Here is a 19,055-nt window from a genome sequence, read left to right on the forward strand (position 1 = left end):
GCGAAGAACCGGAACGGAAACAGAATTCCCTTTGACCACATTTGCTGATCTTGGCCTGAGCCAGAAAGTCCTCTCCGCTGTCACAGACGCGGGTTATACGATCCCCACGCCGATCCAGGCGGGAGCAATCCCGCATGCGCTGCAGCGCCGCGATATCTGCGGCATCGCGCAGACCGGCACGGGCAAGACGGCCTCCTTCGTTCTCCCGATGCTGACGCTTCTGGAAAAGGGCCGCGCCCGCGCCCGCATGCCGCGCACCCTGATCCTCGAGCCCACCCGCGAACTCGCAGCCCAGGTCGCCGAAAACTTCGAGAAATACGGCAAGAACCACAAGCTCAACGTCGCGCTCCTGATCGGCGGCGTATCGTTCGAGGAGCAGGACCGCAAGCTCGAGCGCGGCGCCGACGTGCTGATCTGCACGCCCGGCCGGCTGCTCGACCATTGCGAACGCGGCAAGCTTCTGATGACCGGCGTCGAAATCCTCGTCATCGACGAAGCCGACCGCATGCTCGACATGGGCTTCATTCCGGATATCGAACGGATCGCCAAGATGATCCCGTTCACCCGCCAGACGCTGTTCTTCTCCGCGACCATGCCGCCGGAAATCCAGAAGCTCGCCGACCGCTTCCTGCAGAACCCGGAACGGATCGAGGTCGCCAAGCCCTCCTCGACCGCCAAGACGGTGACGCAGCGGCTCGTGGCTTCGCACAACAAGGATTACGAGAAGCGCGCCGTGCTGCGCGATCTCATCAAGGCCCAGGAAGACCTCAAGAACGCGATCATCTTCTGCAATCGCAAGGTCGACGTGGCGGATCTTTTCCGTTCGCTCGAACGGCACGGCTTCTCGGTCGGCGCGCTGCATGGCGACATGGACCAGCGCTCCCGTACGACGATGCTGCAGAATTTCCGCGACGGCAATATCCAGCTTCTGGTCGCGTCCGACGTCGCCGCGCGCGGCCTCGATCTGCCGGATGTCGGCCATGTCTTCAACTTCGACGTACCGATCCATGCGGAAGACTATGTCCACCGCATCGGCCGGACCGGACGCGCCGGCCGCTCGGGCCGGGCATTCACCCTCGTCACCCGCTCCGACACCAAATATCTCGACGCCATCGAAAAGCTCATCAACGAGAAGATCGAATGGCTGAACGGCGACATCTCCGCCCTGCCCGCCCCCATGGAAAGCCATGACAACGAACGTGGTGGCCGCAAGGGTCGCGATCGTGATAAGGAGCGCGGCCGCGGCAGACGAAGCGATTCGGCACGTGCCGATTCTGGACGCGGGGATTCGAGTCACAAGGCTGACACGAAGATCCAAGATAATCCGATTGAAGCAGTCGAAGAGGCATTTGTGGAAGCTAGGGTGGAAAACGTGAAACCGGAGCGCAAGGCAGACAGGAAGCCCCAGAACAATGGTGGCAACCGGCACACGCGGCCAAGCCCGGCACCCGCCAACGACGACAACCGCGAGCGTCGCCAGCGCTACCACCGCGACCATGATGACGGCCCGACCCCGGTCGGCTTCGGCGACGACATCCCGGCTTTCATGCTGATCGTCGCGAACGCCGCGAAAGCCTGAAAAAACGTCCGTGGCAAAACCCGGCATTGATTTCCCCGGCGTCGGCGCCGGGCTCGTTATCCTGCGCGACGACGGCAAGGTTTTGCTTTGCCGTCGGCTGAAGGCGCCGGAAGCGGGCTTCTGGAACATTGTCGGCGGCAAGGTCGATCCGATGGAGCCTTCGTCCGAGGCCGCCCGCCGCGAGGCGGAGGAGGAAACCGGCCTCAAGATCGGCAAGGTCGACTTTCTCTGCATGGCGGAGGAAATCATCGAGGCCGACCGGCAGCACTGGGTCTCGCTGATTTATATGACCCGTGATTTCACCGGCGAGCCTTCGCTCACGGAGCCGGACAAATTGTCCGACATCGGCTGGTTCGATCCGAACGATCCGCCGCAGCCGCTTTCGGCCTTTTCCGCCAGAGCCTTTGCCCATCTTCCAAGGTGAAATCAAACGAAAGCCGCTTCGGAGAACCGAAGCGGCCGACTTGATGAAATCATTTTGACAGAATTTCCGGACGGGCCCCCGATCGAAAGATAAGGCAGTCCACGTCCCTCAATACGAAGCGGACGGTAGGCGCTTCATAGCCTGCCAATCAAGATGCTAAATCTAGTACTTGAGGACGAACTCAGGACTTCGCGTTGAAACGGACGGCGGCCTCGAAGGCGAGTCGCACCCATTTCCGCATCTCGTCGGGATCGTCAAACGCGTCCTCCGGCACCGACCAGTAGGGCATCAGCACGGGTTTGCCCTTCTTTCCCTCGTAAAACCATTGCTTGGCGCCGGCGCCTTCGAATTCCGGCGCGCTCACCGCATCGGCCTTCAGCATGATCTCGCCGCGCAGGTCGATGGCGACGATCAAACCATCGTAATAGATGCCTTTGCCGCCGAACATGCGGCGGATCGAAACGGGCCCAAGCCCTTCGAACATTTCCTCGATGTCGCGATTGTCCATTCGCCTACCTTCTCAAAACGCCGCCTGCGGCCGTCACCGCCTCGGGTGTATCGACATCCAGATGCGCGGCAGGCCCGATGTCCACGTCAATCACCGAAAGCCCCGAGTTTTCGATGATCGCGCGGGCACCGACATCGCCTTCCAGCCGCAATACGGCATCGTAAGCTATGCGTGGAAGGATGATCGGGTTGCCGCGTTTTCCATCCGAGACAGAACGGACCACGACACCGCCACCGGCCTGGCGAAAGGCCGCGATCAGCATGTTCAGGTGCTCCGTGGTGACGCCCGGCATGTCGGCCAGCATGACCAGAATGCCGTCCTTCCCGGCCAGTTCAGGGCTTGAAAAGCCGGAAACCAGCGAACTTGCCATGCCGGAGCCGTAGTCCGGATTGAAACGGGAGCGCAGCCCCAAGCCGGACAACGCCATCTCGATCTCGTCGCGGCGATGGCCGATCACCGCGACGACAGGCGAGGCCTCGGATGCCAGCAGTATTCCGGCGGTGCGGCGGACGAGCGGAACGCCGCCGAACTCGGCGAGCAGCTTGTGCGGCCCGTCCTTGCCCATGCGCCGCGCCTGGCCGGCCGCGAGCATCAGCGCGCCGACCGACAGCGTCGCCGCTTTTCCGCCCATGGCATCGCGCGGCCTTGGCCGGGTCGGGATTTCCATCAGCAATCCCCCGACGCCCATGCCGGTAATGTCGAAGGAGGTCGGCGTCTCGCCGGCCATCAGCCGGTTCAGCACCCAGTCGAAACCGTTTTCCTTCGGCGAGCGGGCACAGCCGGGCGCGCCCAGCACCGGGACATTGCCGATCCGTCCGAGCACCAGGAGATTGCCCGGATCGACAGGCATGCCGACGTGATCCACCTCGCCGCCCGCGCCGCGGATGGCGGCGGGAATGACATCTTCCGGATCGGCCACCGCCGAAGCGCCGAATACGATAATCATAGCCGGCTCATCAGTTTCGTCGAGGTTAAGGCGTTGAAGAACCTCAGTGAGCCGGGTCGCGGAATGCGGAATCCGGATCTCTTTGATTAGCCGGCTACCGGATGGCGCCAGCCTCTGCTCCAGCAGTTTGGCGGTGCGGTCCATGACCGACACCTTCAGCGAAGGAAGTTCGGTCGCGATCAGCGTCACCGCGCGGGGACGGAAGGCCTTTACCTCGAAAGCGACCGATTCCGCCAGCAGCGCCGCCGCCGCAGTGACCTTTGCGCCGCTCACGGCAAGCGGAATGATCTTGACGGTCGCCACCATGTCGCCGGCGCGCACGGCCACATGGTCGGCAAGACAGGCAAGCGTGATCGCCGGGTCAATGCGGTTCAGCGCATCGACCACCGACTTGTCGGCGATGAACAGCCCATCAACCTTGGCATAAATGTTGACGCGGCCGGTGGTCGCCTCCGAGAAACGCAGATTGTCCGGCGCGATCGCCTCGACAATCGCCTGCGCCGCGTCGTCCTCCAGCATGTCGCCCGGTTCGAGCCGGACTGCGACCACGGATTGGACGCCTTCTTCCGAAAGCCGCGCGATATCATCCGCCGACAACATCTGCCCTTTCGGCATGCGGCCCGCGGGGAGCCTTATGCTGTGGGCGAGAACCACGCCTTCCGCCTCGCCAAGTTCGAACGTCCCGTATCGCATGCGCGTCACCCCGCAGTGACGAGATCGCGCCGGCGAAACGCCTGGACGATCTGGGCAAGCGTCGCGAGCGCGATTTCGGCGGGGCTCGCGGCACCGATATCGAGCCCGATCGGGGCTGCGATACGGCCGATCTCGTTTTCGGTGCGGCCCATCTCCTTCAGCCGCTCGACGCGCTTTGCATGGGTCTTGCGACTGCCGAGAGCGCCGACATAGAAGCACCCCACCCTCAACGCTTCCGACAGCGCGAAATCGTCGATCTTCGGGTCGTGGGTAACGGCGGCCAGCGCCGTGTAGGCGTCGAGCGGGCGAACCTTCAGCACGTCTTCAGGCCAATCGGCGATCAGTTCGACGCCCTCGAAACGTTCTTCCGTCGCAAAGGCCGTGCGCGGATCGATGATCGTCAGGTCATATCCGGCAACCGGAGCCAGCCTGGCGAGCGCCTGGCTGATATGCACGGCGCCGATCACCACGATGCGCGGCGGCGGCAGGTGGACATTGAGGAACAGGGACTGTCCTTCGATCTCGACGGTGCCGGCCTTGCCGCTGCGAAATGCCTTGGCGATCTCCTCGCCAAGCGGACCGGAGGCGGCCTCGCCTTCGAGGATCACCATCACCGCGTCGCTGGCGAGATCGGTCACGACCACGGCAGCCCTGCGGGAACGCCTGGCGGCGTTGAGCTTCGTCAGTGTTTCGAGCTGCATCAGCCGAGCCTTTCCACATAGACCCGGATGCGGCCGCCGCAGGACAGGCCGACCCGCCAGGCGGTTTCGTCGGCGACGCCGAATTCCAGCATCTTGGGGGTGCCGCTCTCGATCACCTCGAGCGCTTCGGTGATGACCGCACCTTCGACGCAGCCGCCCGAGACGGAACCTTCGAAATTGCCTTCGCCGTCGATGACGAGATGGCTGCCGGTCGGCCGCGGCGCCGAACCCCAGGTTTCGATCACCGTTGCAATCGCCACGTCGCGGCCGGCATGCTTCCAGCTCTCGGCGGTCAGCAGCGGGTCCAGAATTTCGGAAACAGTCATGCGACCCTCCTCATCTTCAAGTAGCGCCGCGGGTCCGCGGCCTTCGTATGGTCATCCGACAGCGCGGCGGCGAGATCGGCAAGCGATTGTAAATTGTGGACGGCGCGAAACTCGTCCACATGCGGCAGCATGGCGCGCACGCCGCGCGCCCGCGCCTCGAACCCGTCGAAGCGCAGCAGCGGATTCAGCCAGACCAGGCGGCGGCAGGAACGGTGCAGCCGGTCCATTTCCCGTTCCAGCTCCTCGACGCCCTCGCGCTCCAGGCCGTCTGTGATGAGGAGCACGACCGCGCCCTGCCCCAGCACGCGGCGCGACCAGAGCCGGTTGAATTCCGCAAGCGTCGCACCGATCCGGGTTCCGCCCGACCAGTCGCGCACCGCATCGGTGCAGCCGGACAAAGCCTCGTCCGGATCGCGGCGGCGCATCTGGCGGGTGACGTTGGTCAGCCGCGTGCCGAACAGGAAGGTATGCACCCGGGTGCGCTTTTCGGTGAGCGCATGCAGGAAATGCAGGAAGATGCGGGTATATTGGCTCATCGAGCCGGAAATGTCGGCAAGCACGACCAGCGGCGGCGGTTCGGTTTTGCGCTCGCGAAACCGTGGCAGGATCAGATCCCCGCCGCTCTTCATCGCCTGGCGCATGGTGGCGCGCGGATCGATTTTTGGCGGGTGATTGGACGGACGGAAACGGCGGGTCGCCACCTTGTCGAGCGGCAGGGCGAGCCTGACCATTTCGCGGCGCGCCTGGACCAGTTCCGCCGCGCTCATCTGGGCGAAATCCATGCGCTTGAGGATTTCGCTTGCTGAGGTCGTGAAGCGGGAGTCCACTTCGATCTCTGGCGGCTTCCTGCGGTTTGGGGTTTCCGGCTGATCGGCGGTGAGCGCCTCGCTGACGCGGGCGGCGCCTGCCTTCTGTTTTTCCCGTTCGCGATTGTCGGCGGCCTTCGGCGACATCATCGCTATCATCTTGCCGACCAGGTCGCGTGAGCGCCAGAACAGGCGGAACGCCTCGTCGAAGACCGGCTGATCCTCGTGCCGCTTGACGAACACGGCCGACAACGCCGCGTGGAACTCCTCGCGGGAACCGATGCCGATCGCGTCGACCGCGGCAATCGCATCGGCGGCAGCGGCGGGCCCGGTCTTCAACCCGGCGCGGCGCAGCACGCGGGAAAAATAGACGAGATTGTCCGCAAGCCGGCCATCGTCGCGCCTCCCCGCGCCGGCCGGGACCGGCGGGACGATCAATCCGTCGTTGCCGAAGCCAGCCGCCATGATCCCTATCCCGCCGCCAGAAGTTCTGCCTTGACTTCGGAAAGCACCCTTTCGCCCTCGCCGCCCCTGATACGGGCGATGTCGTCCTGGTATTTCAGAAGCGTGCCGAGCGTGTCGGCGATCGTTTCCGGATCGAGCGCGATCCGGTCGAGTTCGGTCAGCGCCGTCGCCCAGTCGATGGTTTCGGCGACGCCCGGGTTCTTGAAGAGATCGATCGTCCTCAGCTTCTGCACATAGGCGACCACCTGCCGCGACAGGGTTTCCGAACATTGCGGCACCTTGCGGCGAATGATCTCCAGCTCCCGGGCCGCATCCGGATAATCGACCCAGTGATACAGGCAGCGCCGCTTCAGCGCGTCGTGGATCTCGCGGGTGCGGTTGGTGGTGATGATGACGATCGGCGGTTCTTGCGCCTTTATCGTGCCGAGTTCGGGGATCGTCACCTGGAAGTCCGACAGCACTTCCAGCAGGAAGGCTTCGAACGCCTCGTCGGTGCGGTCGAGTTCATCGATCAGGAAGACCGGCGCCGGGCCTCCGGGCTGGCCGAGCGCCTGCAGCACCGGCCGGCGGATCAGATGGCGTTCGGAGAAAAGGTCCGCTTCGATGCGCGTGCGGTCCTTGATGCCGGACGCCTCCGAAAGCCGGATGTCGAGCATCTGGGCCGGGTAGTTCCATTCGTAGACGGCCGAGGAAATGTCGAGGCCTTCATAACACTGCAGCCGGATCAGCGGCCGGTCCAGGCCCTTGGCCAGCGCCTTGGCGATCTCGGTCTTGCCAACGCCCGCCTCACCTTCGAGGAAGAGCGGGCGTTTCATCTTCAGCGCCAGGAAAATCACCGTGCCGAGCGAGCGGCCGGCAAGATAATCCTCAGCGCCCAGAAGCGCGATCGTCTCGTCGATGGAGCTCGGGATGGAGGTGGACAGACTGCCCGTTTTTCCTTGCGCCATAATTAAGCCCTTTCAAACGGCGTTCTACAATGTACGAAAGCCGCGGTCCAGATAGATGAGCGAGGGGTTCGCCTCGCCGAGATGCATGGCCTTCACTTCGCCGAACATGACGAAATGGGTCGAAACCCGCTTTATGTCGGTCAGCCGGCAATCGAAGCTGACGACCGCGTCTGCAAGCACCGGGGCACCGGTCACCAATGTCTTCCAGTCCCCGAGCGCAAACCGCTCGTCGGCCGGCACGCCGCTCAACCCCGCAAAACCCGTCGCCAGGGCCTGATGATGCGCCGCCAGCGAATTCAACGCAAAAATGCCGCTCCTCTCGAATATGGCATTGTTGACGTTGCTGCCGTTGAGGCAGACAAGCACGGTCGGTGGATTGTCCGAAACCGAGCAGGCTGCCGTCACCGTCACGCCGCGGCGCACGCCTTCGAACTCCGTCGTCACAACCTGGACATGGCCAGCGTATCGCGCCATGCCGTTTCGGTAGTGGACGGGATCGAGAAGAGGCTGGTCCGTCAAAGGCATCTCTTGAAAGGCATCCGGGGGCTGATGTCAGTCCCGCATTACTCTGCGAGATATGGTGGCAAAGGCGCTAGTTGTCCATCGGAGTTGCGGCTTTTTACCTTCAAAAGCCGATTCTCTTTGACGGCTGCGATCAGAAAGCTAAATGTCAGTTCGAAGAAGAATCCCAGGGAAAACATGACAGCACGACGTTTCATCATCGCCGGACTGCTGGCTTCGTTTCTCGGATGCGGACCGGCATCGGCGGCAGTGATCGGCGTCGTGGCGCCACGCTCCGGTCCATATGCGCCGCTCGGCACCCAGGTCTTTACAGGCGCGCGCGCGGCGGCGGAGGCGGGCGGCGATACGATCGTCGAGATCGACGAGAGCTGCGACGAGAATGGCGGCGCTGCCGCCGCCAAAACCCTCACCGATGCGAAAGTGTCCGCCGCCATCGGTTTCCTCTGTGTCGAGACGCTGTCTACGGCACTGCCGATGCTCAAGGCGTCCCAGATCCCGGCCCTCACGATCTCAGTGCGTTCGAAGATCCTGATGGAAGACACGTTGCGCAACGGCTGGCCGTTCTTCCGCATGGCGCCGGCCGAAGGCGACGAGGCGGAAAAACTGTCCGAGACCATTCTGAGCATCTGGAAGGCGGAACCGATCGCGCTGGTCGAGGACGGCACGATCTACGGCCGCGAGCTTGCGAGCGCCATCCGCCAACGTCTCGAGCCGATGGGCATAACCCCGATCTTCACCGACACGTTCCGGCCGGGCCAGGAACAACAGGTGGCGCTGGTGCGCCGCCTCGCCAAGGCAGGCGCGAGCCATGTCTTCGTCGGCGGCGACCGCAACGACATGGCGATCATCGCCCGCGACGGCGCTTCCGAAAACATTCCGCTGACCTTGCTTGGCGGTGACAACCTGCGTGCGGCCAACCGCCCGGTTCCGTTGCGCGACGGTGTTCTGGCCGTCGCGCTTCCCGATTATGCCGCCCTGCCCTCGGCGTCTGCCGCCGTCGCCGCGCTGCGTGCGAAAAACATCGATGCCGACGGCTATATGCTGCCCGCCTATGCCGCTGCCGAACTCGTTCACCAGGCGGTGACCGCGGCCGCGGGCCAGCCGCTGGTGCAGACGATCGGCAGCCGCTCCTTCAATACCGTGATCGGCCCGATCGCCTTCGATCGCGGCCATGAACTGAAGGACAATCCGTTCCGCCTGCTGGAATGGCGTGGATCGACGTTCATGCTCTCACGCCCGGCGACCGACTGACGATTGTTCCGCCCGCGCCGCAATGTTAGAGGGAGCGCCGACAACCGGAGATTTTCGACCCATGACGCTCGCCCCGCACCTGCCGATCCGCATCGCTCCCTCCATTCTCGCCGCCGACTTTTCCAAGCTCGGCCAGGAAGTTCGCGACGCCGTCGATGCGGGGGCCGAATGGGTCCATCTCGACGTGATGGACGGGCATTTCGTGCCGAACATCTCTTTCGGACCCGACGTCATCAAGTCCTTGCGGTCCTACACCACGGCCTTTTTCGACTGCCACCTGATGATCTCCCCGGCCGATCCCTATCTCGAAGCCTTCGCCAAGGCCGGCTGCGACAGTATCACCGTCCATGTCGAGGCCGGGCCGCACCTGCACCGTTCGCTGCAGACCATCCGTTCGCTCGGCAAGAAGGTCGGCGTCACCCTCAACCCGGCAACGCCGCTTTCCGCCATCGAAAACGTGCTCGACGACATCGACCTGATCCTGATCATGAGCGTCAACCCGGGTTTCGGCGGCCAGAAGTTCATTCCGGCGATGGTGGACAAGATCCGCGCCGCCAAGGCGATGATCGGCAGCCGGCCGATCGAACTGGAAGTCGACGGCGGCATTACCGCAGACACGATCGGTGCGGCGACGGCCGCGGGGGCCAATGTCTTCGTTGCCGGATCCGCAGTTTACAAAGGTGATGGAATCGCGGCCTATCGTGAGAATATCGCGCGGCTGAAAGCTGCGGCGGAGGACGGACGCAGATGATACCACGCTTGCGATCTTCGGTTCCTGCATTTGCGGCAATGCTGTTTGCCGGTTCCACATCCGCTGCCGATATCGCAAGCGTGCGCCCCATCGGCTTTTCCGCCGACGGCGCCGTCTTCGCCTTCGAGGAATACGGCATCCAGGACGGATCCGGTTTCCCCTATGCGAACATCTACGCGCTCGACCTCAACAAGGACACCTATCTGCCCGGCACGCCGTTCCGGGTCCGGCTGGAAGAGGATGGCGCAACGGTCGCTAAGGCCCGCTGGCAGGTCCACAACGCTGCGGATGTGGTGGTCGAGACCCATGAGCTCACCAATCATCCGGGCGAGCTCGTCGCCTTCAACCCGATCACCGAAATCGGCACCGACCCGCATCAGCTTCGGTATCGCAGCGTGCCGGCCATGCCGCCCGTCGGGGAAGCCAACACGCTCGTCCTCGAAGAGGTCTCGCAGCCGCTCGGCCCGCAATGCGAGGGCATTGTCGACAAGATGGTTTCCTTCCGCCTGCGCTTTACCGAGCGCGACGGAAAACCGGTCGACGACGTGGTCCACGAGGACCAGCGCATCCCCCCCTCGCGCGGCTGCGTGACCGGATACCGGCTCGCCGGCGTCGTCAGCGGCGCATCGCTTGAAGGCGCAGCGGTGGAAGTCGCTCTGGTCATGGTCCTCAGCGCCGGTTTCGAGGGCCAGAACGGACGCTGGATCGCCATTCCGCTCAAGACGGCACCCTGATCCCGTTTGATCGCCTCAAAAACTTGAGCTTCGCCGCGCTTCTTGCTACAGCGCAGCCGACACTCGTGAAGGAAACGACAAGCCCATGATCCCCCGTTACTCGCGGCCCGAAATGGTCGCCATCTGGTCGCCCGAAACCAAGTTCCGCATCTGGTTCGAGATCGAGGCCCATGCCTGCGATGCGCTGGCGGCAATCGGCGTGATCCCGAAATCGGCGGCGGAGACGATCTGGGAAAAGGGCGGCAGCGCCACCTTCGACGTCGCGCGCATCGACGAGATCGAAGCCGTCACCAAGCATGACGTCATCGCCTTCCTGACCCACCTTGCCGAATTCGTCGGTCCCGACAGCCGCTTCATCCACCAGGGCATGACCTCGTCCGACGTGCTCGACACCTGTTTCAGCGTCCAGCTGGTGCGCGCCACCGACCTGCTGATCGCCGATATCGACAAGCTGCTCGAAGCACTGAAGCGTCGCGCCTTCGAGCACAAGGACACGGTCACGATCGGCCGCAGCCACGGCATCCACGCCGAACCGACCACGTTCGGCGTCAAGCTCGCCCAGGCCTATGCGGAATTCGACCGCAACAAGACGCGTCTGCTTGAAGCCCGCGACGAGATCGCCACCTGCGCGATATCGGGCGCCGTCGGCACCTTCGCCAATATCGACCCGCGCGTGGAGGAACACGTCGCCGCCGCCATGGGCCTGAAGCCGGAACCGGTCTCCACCCAGGTCATCCCGCGCGACCGTCACGCCATGTATTTCGCCATCCTCGGCGTCATCGCCTCGTCGATCGAGCGCCTTGCGATCGAGGTGCGCCACCTGCAGCGCACCGAAGTGCTCGAAGCGGAGGAATATTTCTCGCCGGGCCAGAAGGGTTCCTCGGCGATGCCGCACAAGCGCAACCCGGTGCTGACCGAAAACCTGACGGGCCTTGCCCGCATGGTGCGCTCCTACGCGCTGCCGGCCATGGAAAACGTGGCGCTCTGGCACGAGCGCGACATTTCGCACTCCTCGGTCGAACGCATGATCGGCCCGGATGCGACCGTGACGCTCGACTTCGCGCTGGCACGCATGACCAGCGTGATCGACAAGCTGCTCGTCTATCCTGAGAACATGATGAAGAACATGAACAAGTTCCGGGGACTTGTTCACTCGCAGCGGGTTCTGCTTGCCCTTACGCAGGCCGGCACTTCCCGCGAGGACGCCTACCGCCTCGTGCAGCGCAACGCCATGAAGGTCTGGGAAGAAGGCAAGGATTTCCTCGAGGAGCTGCTCGCCGACCAGGAAGTCCGCGCCGCCCTTTCCGAAGAGGACCTGCGCGAGAAATTCGACCTCGGCTATCACACCAAGCACGTGGACACGATCTTCCGTCGCGTTTTCGGCGAGGCTTGATCTTGACCGTCGGCGAACACAGATAGGCGCCATGAAGGCATCCGAAGCAGATATACTGATCGTCCCCGGCTACACCAATTCCGGGCCGCATCACTGGCAGACCCGTTGGGAGCAGAAGCTCACGACGGCCCGTCGGGTCGAGCAGGACGAATGGTCGAAGCCGGTCCGCGAGGACTGGATCGCCCGCGTCGCCGAAGAGGTGAACCGCGCGACGCGCCCCGTCGTCATCGTCGCCCACTCGCTCGGCATCCCGACGGTCGTCCACGCCGTCCCGCTGTTCACGAAGCCGGTGGCCGGCGCCTTTTTCGTGGCGCCGCCGGAAGTGGACAATCCGTCCATCCGGCCGAAGCACCTTTTGACCTTCGGCCCTTATCCCCGGGATCCGCTGCCCTTCCCGTCGCTGACGGTCGCAAGCCGCAACGATCCCTTCGGCTCCTATGAACATGCGGACGACATGGCGTCCGCCTGGGGTTCGATGCTGGTCGATGCCGGCGAGGCCGGCCACATCAACCAGGAATCCGGCCATGGGCCATGGCCGGAGGGCACGATGGTTTTTGCCCAATTCATCAGCCGCCTGAGGCCTTGAAAACACGACGGAATTGGCATTCTCCCGTAATTTCCGGGTGCATCAATTCGAACGGCAATTTTAAGCTGGATTTAATTGACACTTGCTAAAGTGCCCGCTCATTTTGTTGCGAGCCAGGCTGTGCCGATGCCGTCAAGTGTTCTCCCACGCCCTTTGGACTCCGGCCCCGGAGACGAGATCGGCGTTCTTGAGACGGTGTTCGAGGCAGCCCCTTTCCCGATCGCCATCATCGACCATGCCGCAGCGCTGTTGTTTGCAAACGGCACATTCAAACGCGAGTGGCTTGGGGAAAACCAGCGGCCGGCGACCCTGTCGACCCTTCTTCATGTCCAGGATCAGGCCAGGTTCCATCGGGCGATCGAAGGCCTGGACATCGGTTCCGCTTCAGAACGCCTGGAACTGCGGTTCCTGGACCCGTCCGGTTCGCCGCGATGGGCGGTGACCACTTTCGCGCCGCTCGGCAAGAATCTCAAAGGCCAGTTTCTGTTTGCGGTGCATCTGGCCGACGTCACCGACCAGAGACTGCAGATCGAAGAACTTGCCGAACGCGAAAGCCGCTGGGACAACGCGCTGGTCAGCTCCGTATCGGGCGTCTGGGACCATAACTACGCAACCGGCCAGAAATACTATTCGCCGGTGTGGCGGCAGATCCGGGGAATGTCACCGGAGGATCCGCTGGCAGCCAGCACCGAGGAATGGCTAAAGCTGGTGCATCCGGACGACCGGGACCGCGTCATCCATGCCATGGCGCGGCAGAATGCCGGCGACCCGGCCTATGCCGTCTTCGATTATCGCGAACGCCACAAACAGGGGCATTGGGTCTGGATCGAATGCCGGGGTGCCTGCGTCGAGTGGGACGCGACCGGCAAGGCGACCCGTGTGGTCGGCACGGACACGGACATTACCGCACGCAAGGCCGCAGACGAGAAGACCGCGCAGATGTCGCGGCGGCTCGACATGGCGCTCGAAATATCCGGCATCGGCGTCTACGAATCCGACTTCTCCACCGGCGAAGTCGACTGGGACGAACGCATGTTCCGGATCTATGGGCTGGCAAAAAGCGAAGAAGTGAAGATCGGCGGGCTCTGGGAGAGTTTTCTGCATCCCGACGACGCCGCGCGCGTTCAGGCAAACGTCCTCGACCATATCGAAGAGGGCAAGCGCTTCTCGGACCAATACCGGGTGATATTGCGGGACGGCTCCGAACGCGTCGTACGCACACGCACCATGTCTTTCATCGATGGCAACGGCCACCCGAAAATGGTCGGCGCCAACTGGGATGTCACGGCGGACGTTGCCCTTCACCGCGAACTCGAACGGGCAAAAACCCTCGCGGAAGCGCGCAATCGCGATCTCGAGGCCGCCCGCAGCAGCATCGAGCACAATGCGATGCACGACTACCTGACCGACCTCCCCAACCGGCGTTATCTCGACGAGATGCTGGACCGCGTCGCGGCCGAATGCGCCCGCGACAGGCACGGCATCGCGATCCTCCATATCGACCTCGACCGCTTCAAGCAGATCAACGACACGCTCGGTCACAGTGCCGGCGACATGATGCTGAAGCATGCGGCGAAAGTGCTCAGGGGCACGATCCGAAAGGGCGATTTCGTCGCCCGCATCGGCGGGGACGAATTCGTCATCCTGTCGAAATTCGAGGGCTCGCCGCGAAAGCTCTCGCATCTGGCCGACCGGATCATCGGGGAGCTGCGCAAGCCGGTGTCCTACGAGGGCAACGACTGCCGTTTCGGCGCCAGCATCGGCATCGCCTGCCATACCGGCGCGGAGGTCGACGCGCGCCAGCTTCTCCTCAACGCCGACATCGCGCTTTACCGGGCCAAGAACCGCGGCCGCAACCGGCATGAATTCTTCTCGGCCGACACCCACAACGCGATTATCAGCACCAAGCGGATATCGGACGAAATCCTTCTTGCGCTCGAGCGCGACGAATTCATTCCATATTATCAGCTTCAGTTCGACGCGGCGACGCTCGAGATCGCCGGGGTCGAAACGCTGGCGCGGTGGATGCATCCGGAACGCGGCATGCTGTCTCCCGACCAGTTCCTCGAAATGGCCGAGGAGCTCGACGCCGTCTCGGTGATCGACGGAATCATTCTCGACAAGGCGCTGGCCGATTTTCGCGATTGGCGGGCGCATGGCCTTTCGATCCCGAAACTCTCGGTCAACGTTTCCTACCGGCGGCTGCACGATGCTTCGCTGTCGCGCAAGCTCAAGAAACTCAGGATCGAGCCGGGTACGGTGTCCTTCGAGCTTCTGGAATCGATCTTCCTCGACAATTGCGATGGCGATGTGCTGAAGAACCTCGCGCGGATCAGGAAGCTTGGCATCGATATCGAAATCGACGATTTCGGCACCGGCCACGCCTCGATCATCAGCCTCCTGCGGCTCAATCCGCGGGCGCTGAAGATCGACCGCGAACTCGTCCGTCTCGTCTCGCAGTCGCAGAAGCAACGGAAGATGGTCGGGTCGATCATAGAGATCGGCAAGTCGCTGAATATCGAGGTGGTCGCCGAAGGCGTCGAGACCACGGAACAGATCCGTATCCTGCGCGACCTCGGCTGCGACGTCCTGCAGGGGTATGCGCTTGCAAGGCCGATGCCACGCGCGAGCATCCCGGACTTCATACGCTCCGGCCGCTGGCGGCCATCCGAAAGCCTGTAGGCCAACAACCGCAGCGCCCATCCGCCTGGATCGGCGTTCGATTCATCGGAATACGGAAAAGCCGCGCCCAACCGGACGCAGCTCTCGTATCAGGCTGGTGAAATACAGCTTACTGGTTTTCGATCTGATCGATCGCCTGGGCCAGAAGCTCCACCATCTTGGCACGGACATCCTGGTCGGAGACGGAGACGCCGGCGGCATCGAGATCGCTGCGCAGCTTGCGGAACACGTCCTCGTCGCCCGCTTCCTCGAAGTCGGCAACGACGACTTCCTTCGCATAAGCGTCGGCGTCGGCATCCGCCTTGCCGAGCAGACCGGCCGCCCAGAGGCCGACGAGCCTGTTGCGGCGGGCGAGCGCCTTGAACTTCAATTCCTGGTCCAGGGCAAACTTGTTTTCAAAGGCTTTTTCGCGATCGCTGAGGCCACTCATCTCGGGTCTCCCAAAGTGAACTTATACGGGACCCCCATAATCAAAAGAGGAGCGAAGCGCAATCGGCGAGCTGTCGATTCCGGCACTGGCGGACGCGGATTCCCGGCGGGTACTTGACGGATGCAAGTTCCATCGCCGCAGGCTGCAGCGCCCCGGCCGGTCGCGCCCCGCCCATGAAGCGAAGCGTCGACGCCGACGGCGCCGAAATCATGACGCATTTGGTGATTATGCCGTGCGGACCTTGCCGTCGAAGCTGGAAAGCACCAGATTCTGTGCATGGGCGCTTGAAACGGCAATGCCCGGCTGGATGCGGCTCTGCGTTCCATCAGCCTGTTGCGACGGGAGTGCCCCCCGGAACGGCGAGCTCTTGTCATAGCCAAATTTACCCTTGAGGGCTCTGGTCCGGTCACGAAGAGCGTAGACATATGATGGTTCCGGCTTTTCCTGTTCATTACCTCCCTTTCGGTCCGGACATCCCGATTGCCGGAGCAAAACCTTTGAAAAGCCGTGTAATCTGAAGCTCAATGATTCCCGATTGCGCTTCATAGACCCCTCACCCACAAAGGTTTCGGAGGCCCGCATTGTGAAACCTGTTCTTTTCCGTTAAGGGACCGCTCAAACATCATCCATTGCGCCCGGCAAGGGCGCCAACAACGAGACAAGAATCATGAACCGTCGCCGCCGTATCTACGAAGGCAAGGCCAAGATCCTCTATGAAGGCCCGGAGCCCGGCACGCTGATCCAGTTCTTCAAGGACGACGCCACCGCCTTCAACAAGAAGAAACATGACGTCATCGACGGCAAGGGTGTCCTCAACAACCGCATCTCGGAATACCTCTTCACCCATCTGAACAAGATCGGCATCCCGACGCATTTCATCCGCCGGCTGAACATGCGCGAACAGCTGATCAAGGAAGTGGAGATGATTCCGCTCGAGATCGTGGTGCGCAACGTCGCCGCGGGATCGCTCTCGACGCGTCTCGGCATCGAGGAAGGCATGGTCCTGCCGCGCTCGATCATCGAATTCTATTACAAGTCCGATGCGCTCGCCGACCCGATGGTCTCCGAGGAACACATCACCGCTTTCGGCTGGGCGAACCCTGCCGAACTCGACGACATCATGGCGCTCGCCATCCGCGTCAACGACTTCCTCTCGGGACTGTTCCTCGGCGTCGGCATCCAGCTCGTCGACTTCAAGATCGAATGCGGCCGCCTGTTCGAAGGCGACATGATGCGCATCATCCTTGCCGACGAGATCTCGCCGGACAGCTGCCGCCTCTGGGATATCGAGACCAGGGAAAAAATGGACAAGGACCGTTTCAGGCAGGACCTGGGCGGCCTTGTGGAAGCTTACTCGGAAGTGGCGCGCCGTCTCGGCATCATCAATGAGAACGAACCCGTCCGCGGCACCGGACCGGTTCTCGTCAAGTAATCTGGGGGTTGGATCAGTGATCAAGGCACGCGTGACCGTCACGCTCAAGAACGGCGTTCTCGATCCGCAGGGCAAGGCCATCGAAGGCGCGCTCGGCAGCCTCGGCTTTTCGGGCGTCGGTCATGTGCGCCAGGGCAAGGTCTTCGACCTCGAACTCGAGGGTACCGACAAGGCGAAGGCCGAGGCGGACCTGAAAGCCATGTGCGAGAAGCTGCTGGCAAACACTGTGATTGAGAACTATACTATCGCCCTCGACTGAAGGTTGCGGGAAGCGCGGGATGGCTGAGATCACAAGTGAGTTGATGTCTGAGCTTCTCAAGAAGATTCATCAGCGATTTGACAAGGTCGAACTATCAATTGGTGAGTTGCGGGCCGACCACATGACCTTGAGAGGACAACTCCACGTTCTCCAAGGGGATGTGAACAATCTTCGCGTCACGGTTGGTCATATCGAAAACCGACTCGATCGTATCGAAAACCGCCTCGAGCTGCGCGAGCTCGCCGAGGCCCAGGCAAGGTTTGAACCGCACCCATGAAATCCGCCGTCGTTCAGCTTCCCGGTCTCAATCGCGATCGCGACATGATTGCCGCCCTCACCAAGATTTCCGGCAAGGCGCCGATCACCATCTGGCAGACCGAGACCGAGATCGCGGACGATATCGACCTGATCGTGATCCCCGGCGGCTTCTCCTATGGCGACTACCTGCGCTGCGGTGCAATTGCCGCCCGCATGCCAGTGATGCAGGCGATCAAGGACAAGGCGGATAAGGGCGTGAAGGTGCTCGGCGTCTGCAACGGTTTCCAGATCCTCGTCGAAGCCGGCATGCTTCCCGGCGCATTGATGCGCAATTCGTCGCTGAAATTCGTCTGCAAGGAAGTGAAGCTCGAAGTGGTCAATGCCGAAACGGATTTCACCCGGGCCTATGAAAAGGGCCAGGTGCTCCGCTGCCCGGTCGCTCATCACGACGGCAACTATTTCGTCGACGCCGAAACGCTGTCCGGCATGGAAGATCGCGGCGAGATCGTCTTCCGTTATGCGGAAGGCACCAATCCGAACGGTTCGCTGAACGATATCGCCGGCGTCATCAACAGCCGCGGCAACGTGCTCGGCATGATGCCGCATCCGGAAAACCTGATCGAGGCCGCCCATGGCGGCAACGATGGGCGCGGAATTTTCGCCTCGGCGCTCGATGTGATCGCCGCGACCGCCTGAACCTCCACGCCATCCGGATCGCCCCTGGAACGACCGAAACCACGTCAGGACGTTTTGATGCCGTTCTTCCATCGCCTGCCCGCCCTATCGTCCCTCGTCATCCTTGGCGTGGCGCTCGCCGCCTGCCAATCCGAGCGTCCGGCGGCGGTGACGGCGAACCGTGCGGCGCTGCCGACCATGGAACGCGTGGCGCTCGCCGCCAACAGCTGCTGGTTCAAATCGGGCGATGCGGCCTTCAAACCCTATCGGCTGGCGCCGGAACTCAATTCCTTCTCCGGCCGGCCGCGCATCCTCGCCGTGCCGCGCAACAGTCCCGAGTCGCGCCCGATGCTGGTCGTCCAGGCGGAGGGCAACCCTGCCCGCCTTGACGCCTTCGGCCCGATGATGAGCGGACCCGACGGAGAGCGGATCAAACGCGACGTGCTGCGCTGGGCTGGCGGCGCGACGGGCTGCTGATATTAACCATCTGTATTTACGCATTAATATACAATCTGTTGCACGCCTGCACCGGCCTGCCCAAATCGTCACATTTTCTCGCCACAAGTGATAACACAGTGTGAACGGCGCTGGACGGCTTCAAACTGCCATTGTACCACTTCGATCTTGAAGAGTGGGCGAGCGTACCGAGTGCGAATCGCACCGGCCGCCAGCATGGCGGCGCTTATG

Annotated in this window: 21 protein-coding genes; 13 read left to right on the forward strand and 8 right to left on the reverse strand. The window is 62.7% G+C overall.

Annotation, left to right across the window (positions count from 1 at the left end; translation table 11 throughout):
• Nucleotides 1–31: 31 nt before the first annotated feature.
• Nucleotides 32–1,579 carry a DEAD/DEAH box helicase gene (locus tag J2X76_RS19795; protein WP_113129607.1) on the forward strand — a complete coding sequence of 516 codons (1,548 nt, stop codon included), beginning with the start codon at nt 32–34 and terminating at the stop codon, nt 1,577–1,579.
• 10 nt (nt 1,580–1,589) lie between these two features.
• Nucleotides 1,590–2,003 (forward strand): NUDIX domain-containing protein, encoded by a 414-nt coding sequence (locus J2X76_RS19800; RefSeq protein ID WP_310219000.1) that lies wholly within the window; start codon nt 1,590–1,592, stop codon nt 2,001–2,003.
• A gap of 181 nt (nt 2,004–2,184) precedes the next feature.
• Here J2X76_RS19800 and J2X76_RS19805 read toward each other — a convergent pair whose 3' ends face one another.
• From J2X76_RS19805 to J2X76_RS19835, 7 genes are read right to left on the reverse strand one after another with little or no spacing between them, the layout of a single operon-like run.
• Complete coding sequence (locus tag J2X76_RS19805; protein ID WP_113129605.1) at nt 2,185–2,511, reverse strand: TfoX/Sxy family protein; 327 nt, start codon at nt 2,509–2,511, stop codon at nt 2,185–2,187.
• A 4-nt stretch (nt 2,512–2,515) separates the two neighbouring features.
• On the reverse strand, nt 2,516–4,150 hold the full coding sequence (locus tag J2X76_RS19810; protein WP_310219003.1) for a molybdopterin-binding/glycosyltransferase family 2 protein: 1,635 nt from the start codon (nt 4,148–4,150) through the stop codon (nt 2,516–2,518).
• A 5-nt stretch (nt 4,151–4,155) separates the two neighbouring features.
• Entirely contained in the window at nt 4,156–4,851 is a 696-nt protein-coding gene (locus J2X76_RS19815; RefSeq protein WP_310219004.1) for an XdhC family protein, read from the reverse strand.
• Nucleotides 4,851–5,177, reverse strand: coding sequence for an XdhC family protein (locus J2X76_RS19820; RefSeq protein WP_310219005.1), 327 nt, complete (start codon nt 5,175–5,177; stop codon nt 4,851–4,853). Before J2X76_RS19820 ends, J2X76_RS19815 begins: the two co-directional genes overlap by 1 nt.
• Complete coding sequence (locus tag J2X76_RS19825; protein ID WP_310219007.1) at nt 5,174–6,448, reverse strand: VWA domain-containing protein; 1,275 nt, start codon at nt 6,446–6,448, stop codon at nt 5,174–5,176. Before J2X76_RS19825 ends, J2X76_RS19820 begins: the two co-directional genes overlap by 4 nt.
• Nucleotides 6,449–6,453: 5 nt before the next feature.
• Entirely contained in the window at nt 6,454–7,395 is a 942-nt protein-coding gene (locus tag J2X76_RS19830) for a MoxR family ATPase (protein WP_310219008.1), read from the reverse strand.
• 24 nt (nt 7,396–7,419) lie between these two features.
• Nucleotides 7,420–7,920, reverse strand: a complete 501-nt coding sequence (locus J2X76_RS19835; protein ID WP_310219009.1) for a flavin reductase — start codon at nt 7,918–7,920, stop codon at nt 7,420–7,422.
• A 174-nt stretch (nt 7,921–8,094) separates the two neighbouring features.
• Here J2X76_RS19835 and J2X76_RS19840 point away from each other — a divergent pair, with 174 nt between their 5' ends.
• From J2X76_RS19840 to J2X76_RS19865, 6 genes are all read left to right on the forward strand, one after another.
• Nucleotides 8,095–9,168, forward strand: coding sequence for a branched-chain amino acid ABC transporter substrate-binding protein (locus J2X76_RS19840; RefSeq protein WP_310219011.1), 1,074 nt, complete (start codon nt 8,095–8,097; stop codon nt 9,166–9,168).
• A 61-nt stretch (nt 9,169–9,229) separates the two neighbouring features.
• Nucleotides 9,230–9,919 carry a ribulose-phosphate 3-epimerase gene (rpe, locus tag J2X76_RS19845; protein ID WP_310219013.1) on the forward strand — a complete coding sequence of 230 codons (690 nt, stop codon included), beginning with the start codon at nt 9,230–9,232 and terminating at the stop codon, nt 9,917–9,919.
• Nucleotides 9,916–10,653: a DUF2259 domain-containing protein gene (locus tag J2X76_RS19850; RefSeq protein WP_310219015.1), complete on the forward strand. Its 738-nt coding sequence runs from the start codon at nt 9,916–9,918 to the stop codon at nt 10,651–10,653. The genes rpe and J2X76_RS19850 overlap by 4 nt, the downstream gene beginning before the upstream one ends.
• An 85-nt stretch (nt 10,654–10,738) precedes the next feature.
• Nucleotides 10,739–12,046 (forward strand): adenylosuccinate lyase, encoded by a 1,308-nt coding sequence (gene purB / locus J2X76_RS19855; protein ID WP_113129595.1) that lies wholly within the window; start codon nt 10,739–10,741, stop codon nt 12,044–12,046.
• Nucleotides 12,047–12,077: 31 nt separating this feature from the next.
• On the forward strand, nt 12,078–12,632 hold the full coding sequence (locus J2X76_RS19860) for an alpha/beta hydrolase (RefSeq protein ID WP_310219016.1): 555 nt from the start codon (nt 12,078–12,080) through the stop codon (nt 12,630–12,632).
• Nucleotides 12,633–12,758: 126 nt separating this feature from the next.
• The gene (locus J2X76_RS19865; protein WP_310219018.1) at nt 12,759–15,314 is read left to right on the forward strand and encodes an EAL domain-containing protein; all 2,556 of its coding nucleotides are present in this window, start codon (nt 12,759–12,761) and stop codon (nt 15,312–15,314) included.
• Nucleotides 15,315–15,423: 109 nt separating this feature from the next.
• Here the strand turns inward: J2X76_RS19865 and J2X76_RS19870 are convergent, their stop codons facing one another.
• Entirely contained in the window at nt 15,424–15,744 is a 321-nt protein-coding gene (locus tag J2X76_RS19870) for a DUF1476 domain-containing protein (protein WP_310219019.1), read from the reverse strand.
• 667 nt (nt 15,745–16,411) lie between these two features.
• Between J2X76_RS19870 and purC the strand changes: the two genes are divergently transcribed.
• From purC to J2X76_RS19895, 5 genes are read left to right on the forward strand one after another with little or no spacing between them, the layout of a single operon-like run.
• On the forward strand, nt 16,412–17,176 hold the full coding sequence (gene purC, locus J2X76_RS19875) for a phosphoribosylaminoimidazolesuccinocarboxamide synthase (RefSeq protein WP_046606788.1): 765 nt from the start codon (nt 16,412–16,414) through the stop codon (nt 17,174–17,176).
• Between the two features lie 16 nt (nt 17,177–17,192).
• Nucleotides 17,193–17,435 carry a phosphoribosylformylglycinamidine synthase subunit PurS gene (gene purS, locus J2X76_RS19880; protein WP_007770062.1) on the forward strand — a complete coding sequence of 81 codons (243 nt, stop codon included), beginning with the start codon at nt 17,193–17,195 and terminating at the stop codon, nt 17,433–17,435.
• 19 nt (nt 17,436–17,454) lie between these two features.
• On the forward strand, nt 17,455–17,712 hold the full coding sequence (locus J2X76_RS19885; protein ID WP_113129591.1) for a hypothetical protein: 258 nt from the start codon (nt 17,455–17,457) through the stop codon (nt 17,710–17,712).
• A complete protein-coding gene (gene purQ / locus J2X76_RS19890; protein ID WP_310219024.1) occupies nt 17,709–18,389 on the forward strand; it encodes a phosphoribosylformylglycinamidine synthase subunit PurQ in 681 nt (226 codons plus the stop codon). The genes J2X76_RS19885 and purQ overlap by 4 nt, the downstream gene beginning before the upstream one ends.
• Before the next feature lie 57 nt (nt 18,390–18,446).
• Nucleotides 18,447–18,845: a hypothetical protein gene (locus tag J2X76_RS19895; RefSeq protein ID WP_113129589.1), complete on the forward strand. Its 399-nt coding sequence runs from the start codon at nt 18,447–18,449 to the stop codon at nt 18,843–18,845.
• Nucleotides 18,846–19,055 lie beyond the last annotated feature (210 nt).

Source organism: Neorhizobium sp. 2083, assembly GCF_031455615.1.
Lineage (GTDB): Bacteria > Pseudomonadota > Alphaproteobacteria > Rhizobiales > Rhizobiaceae > Neorhizobium.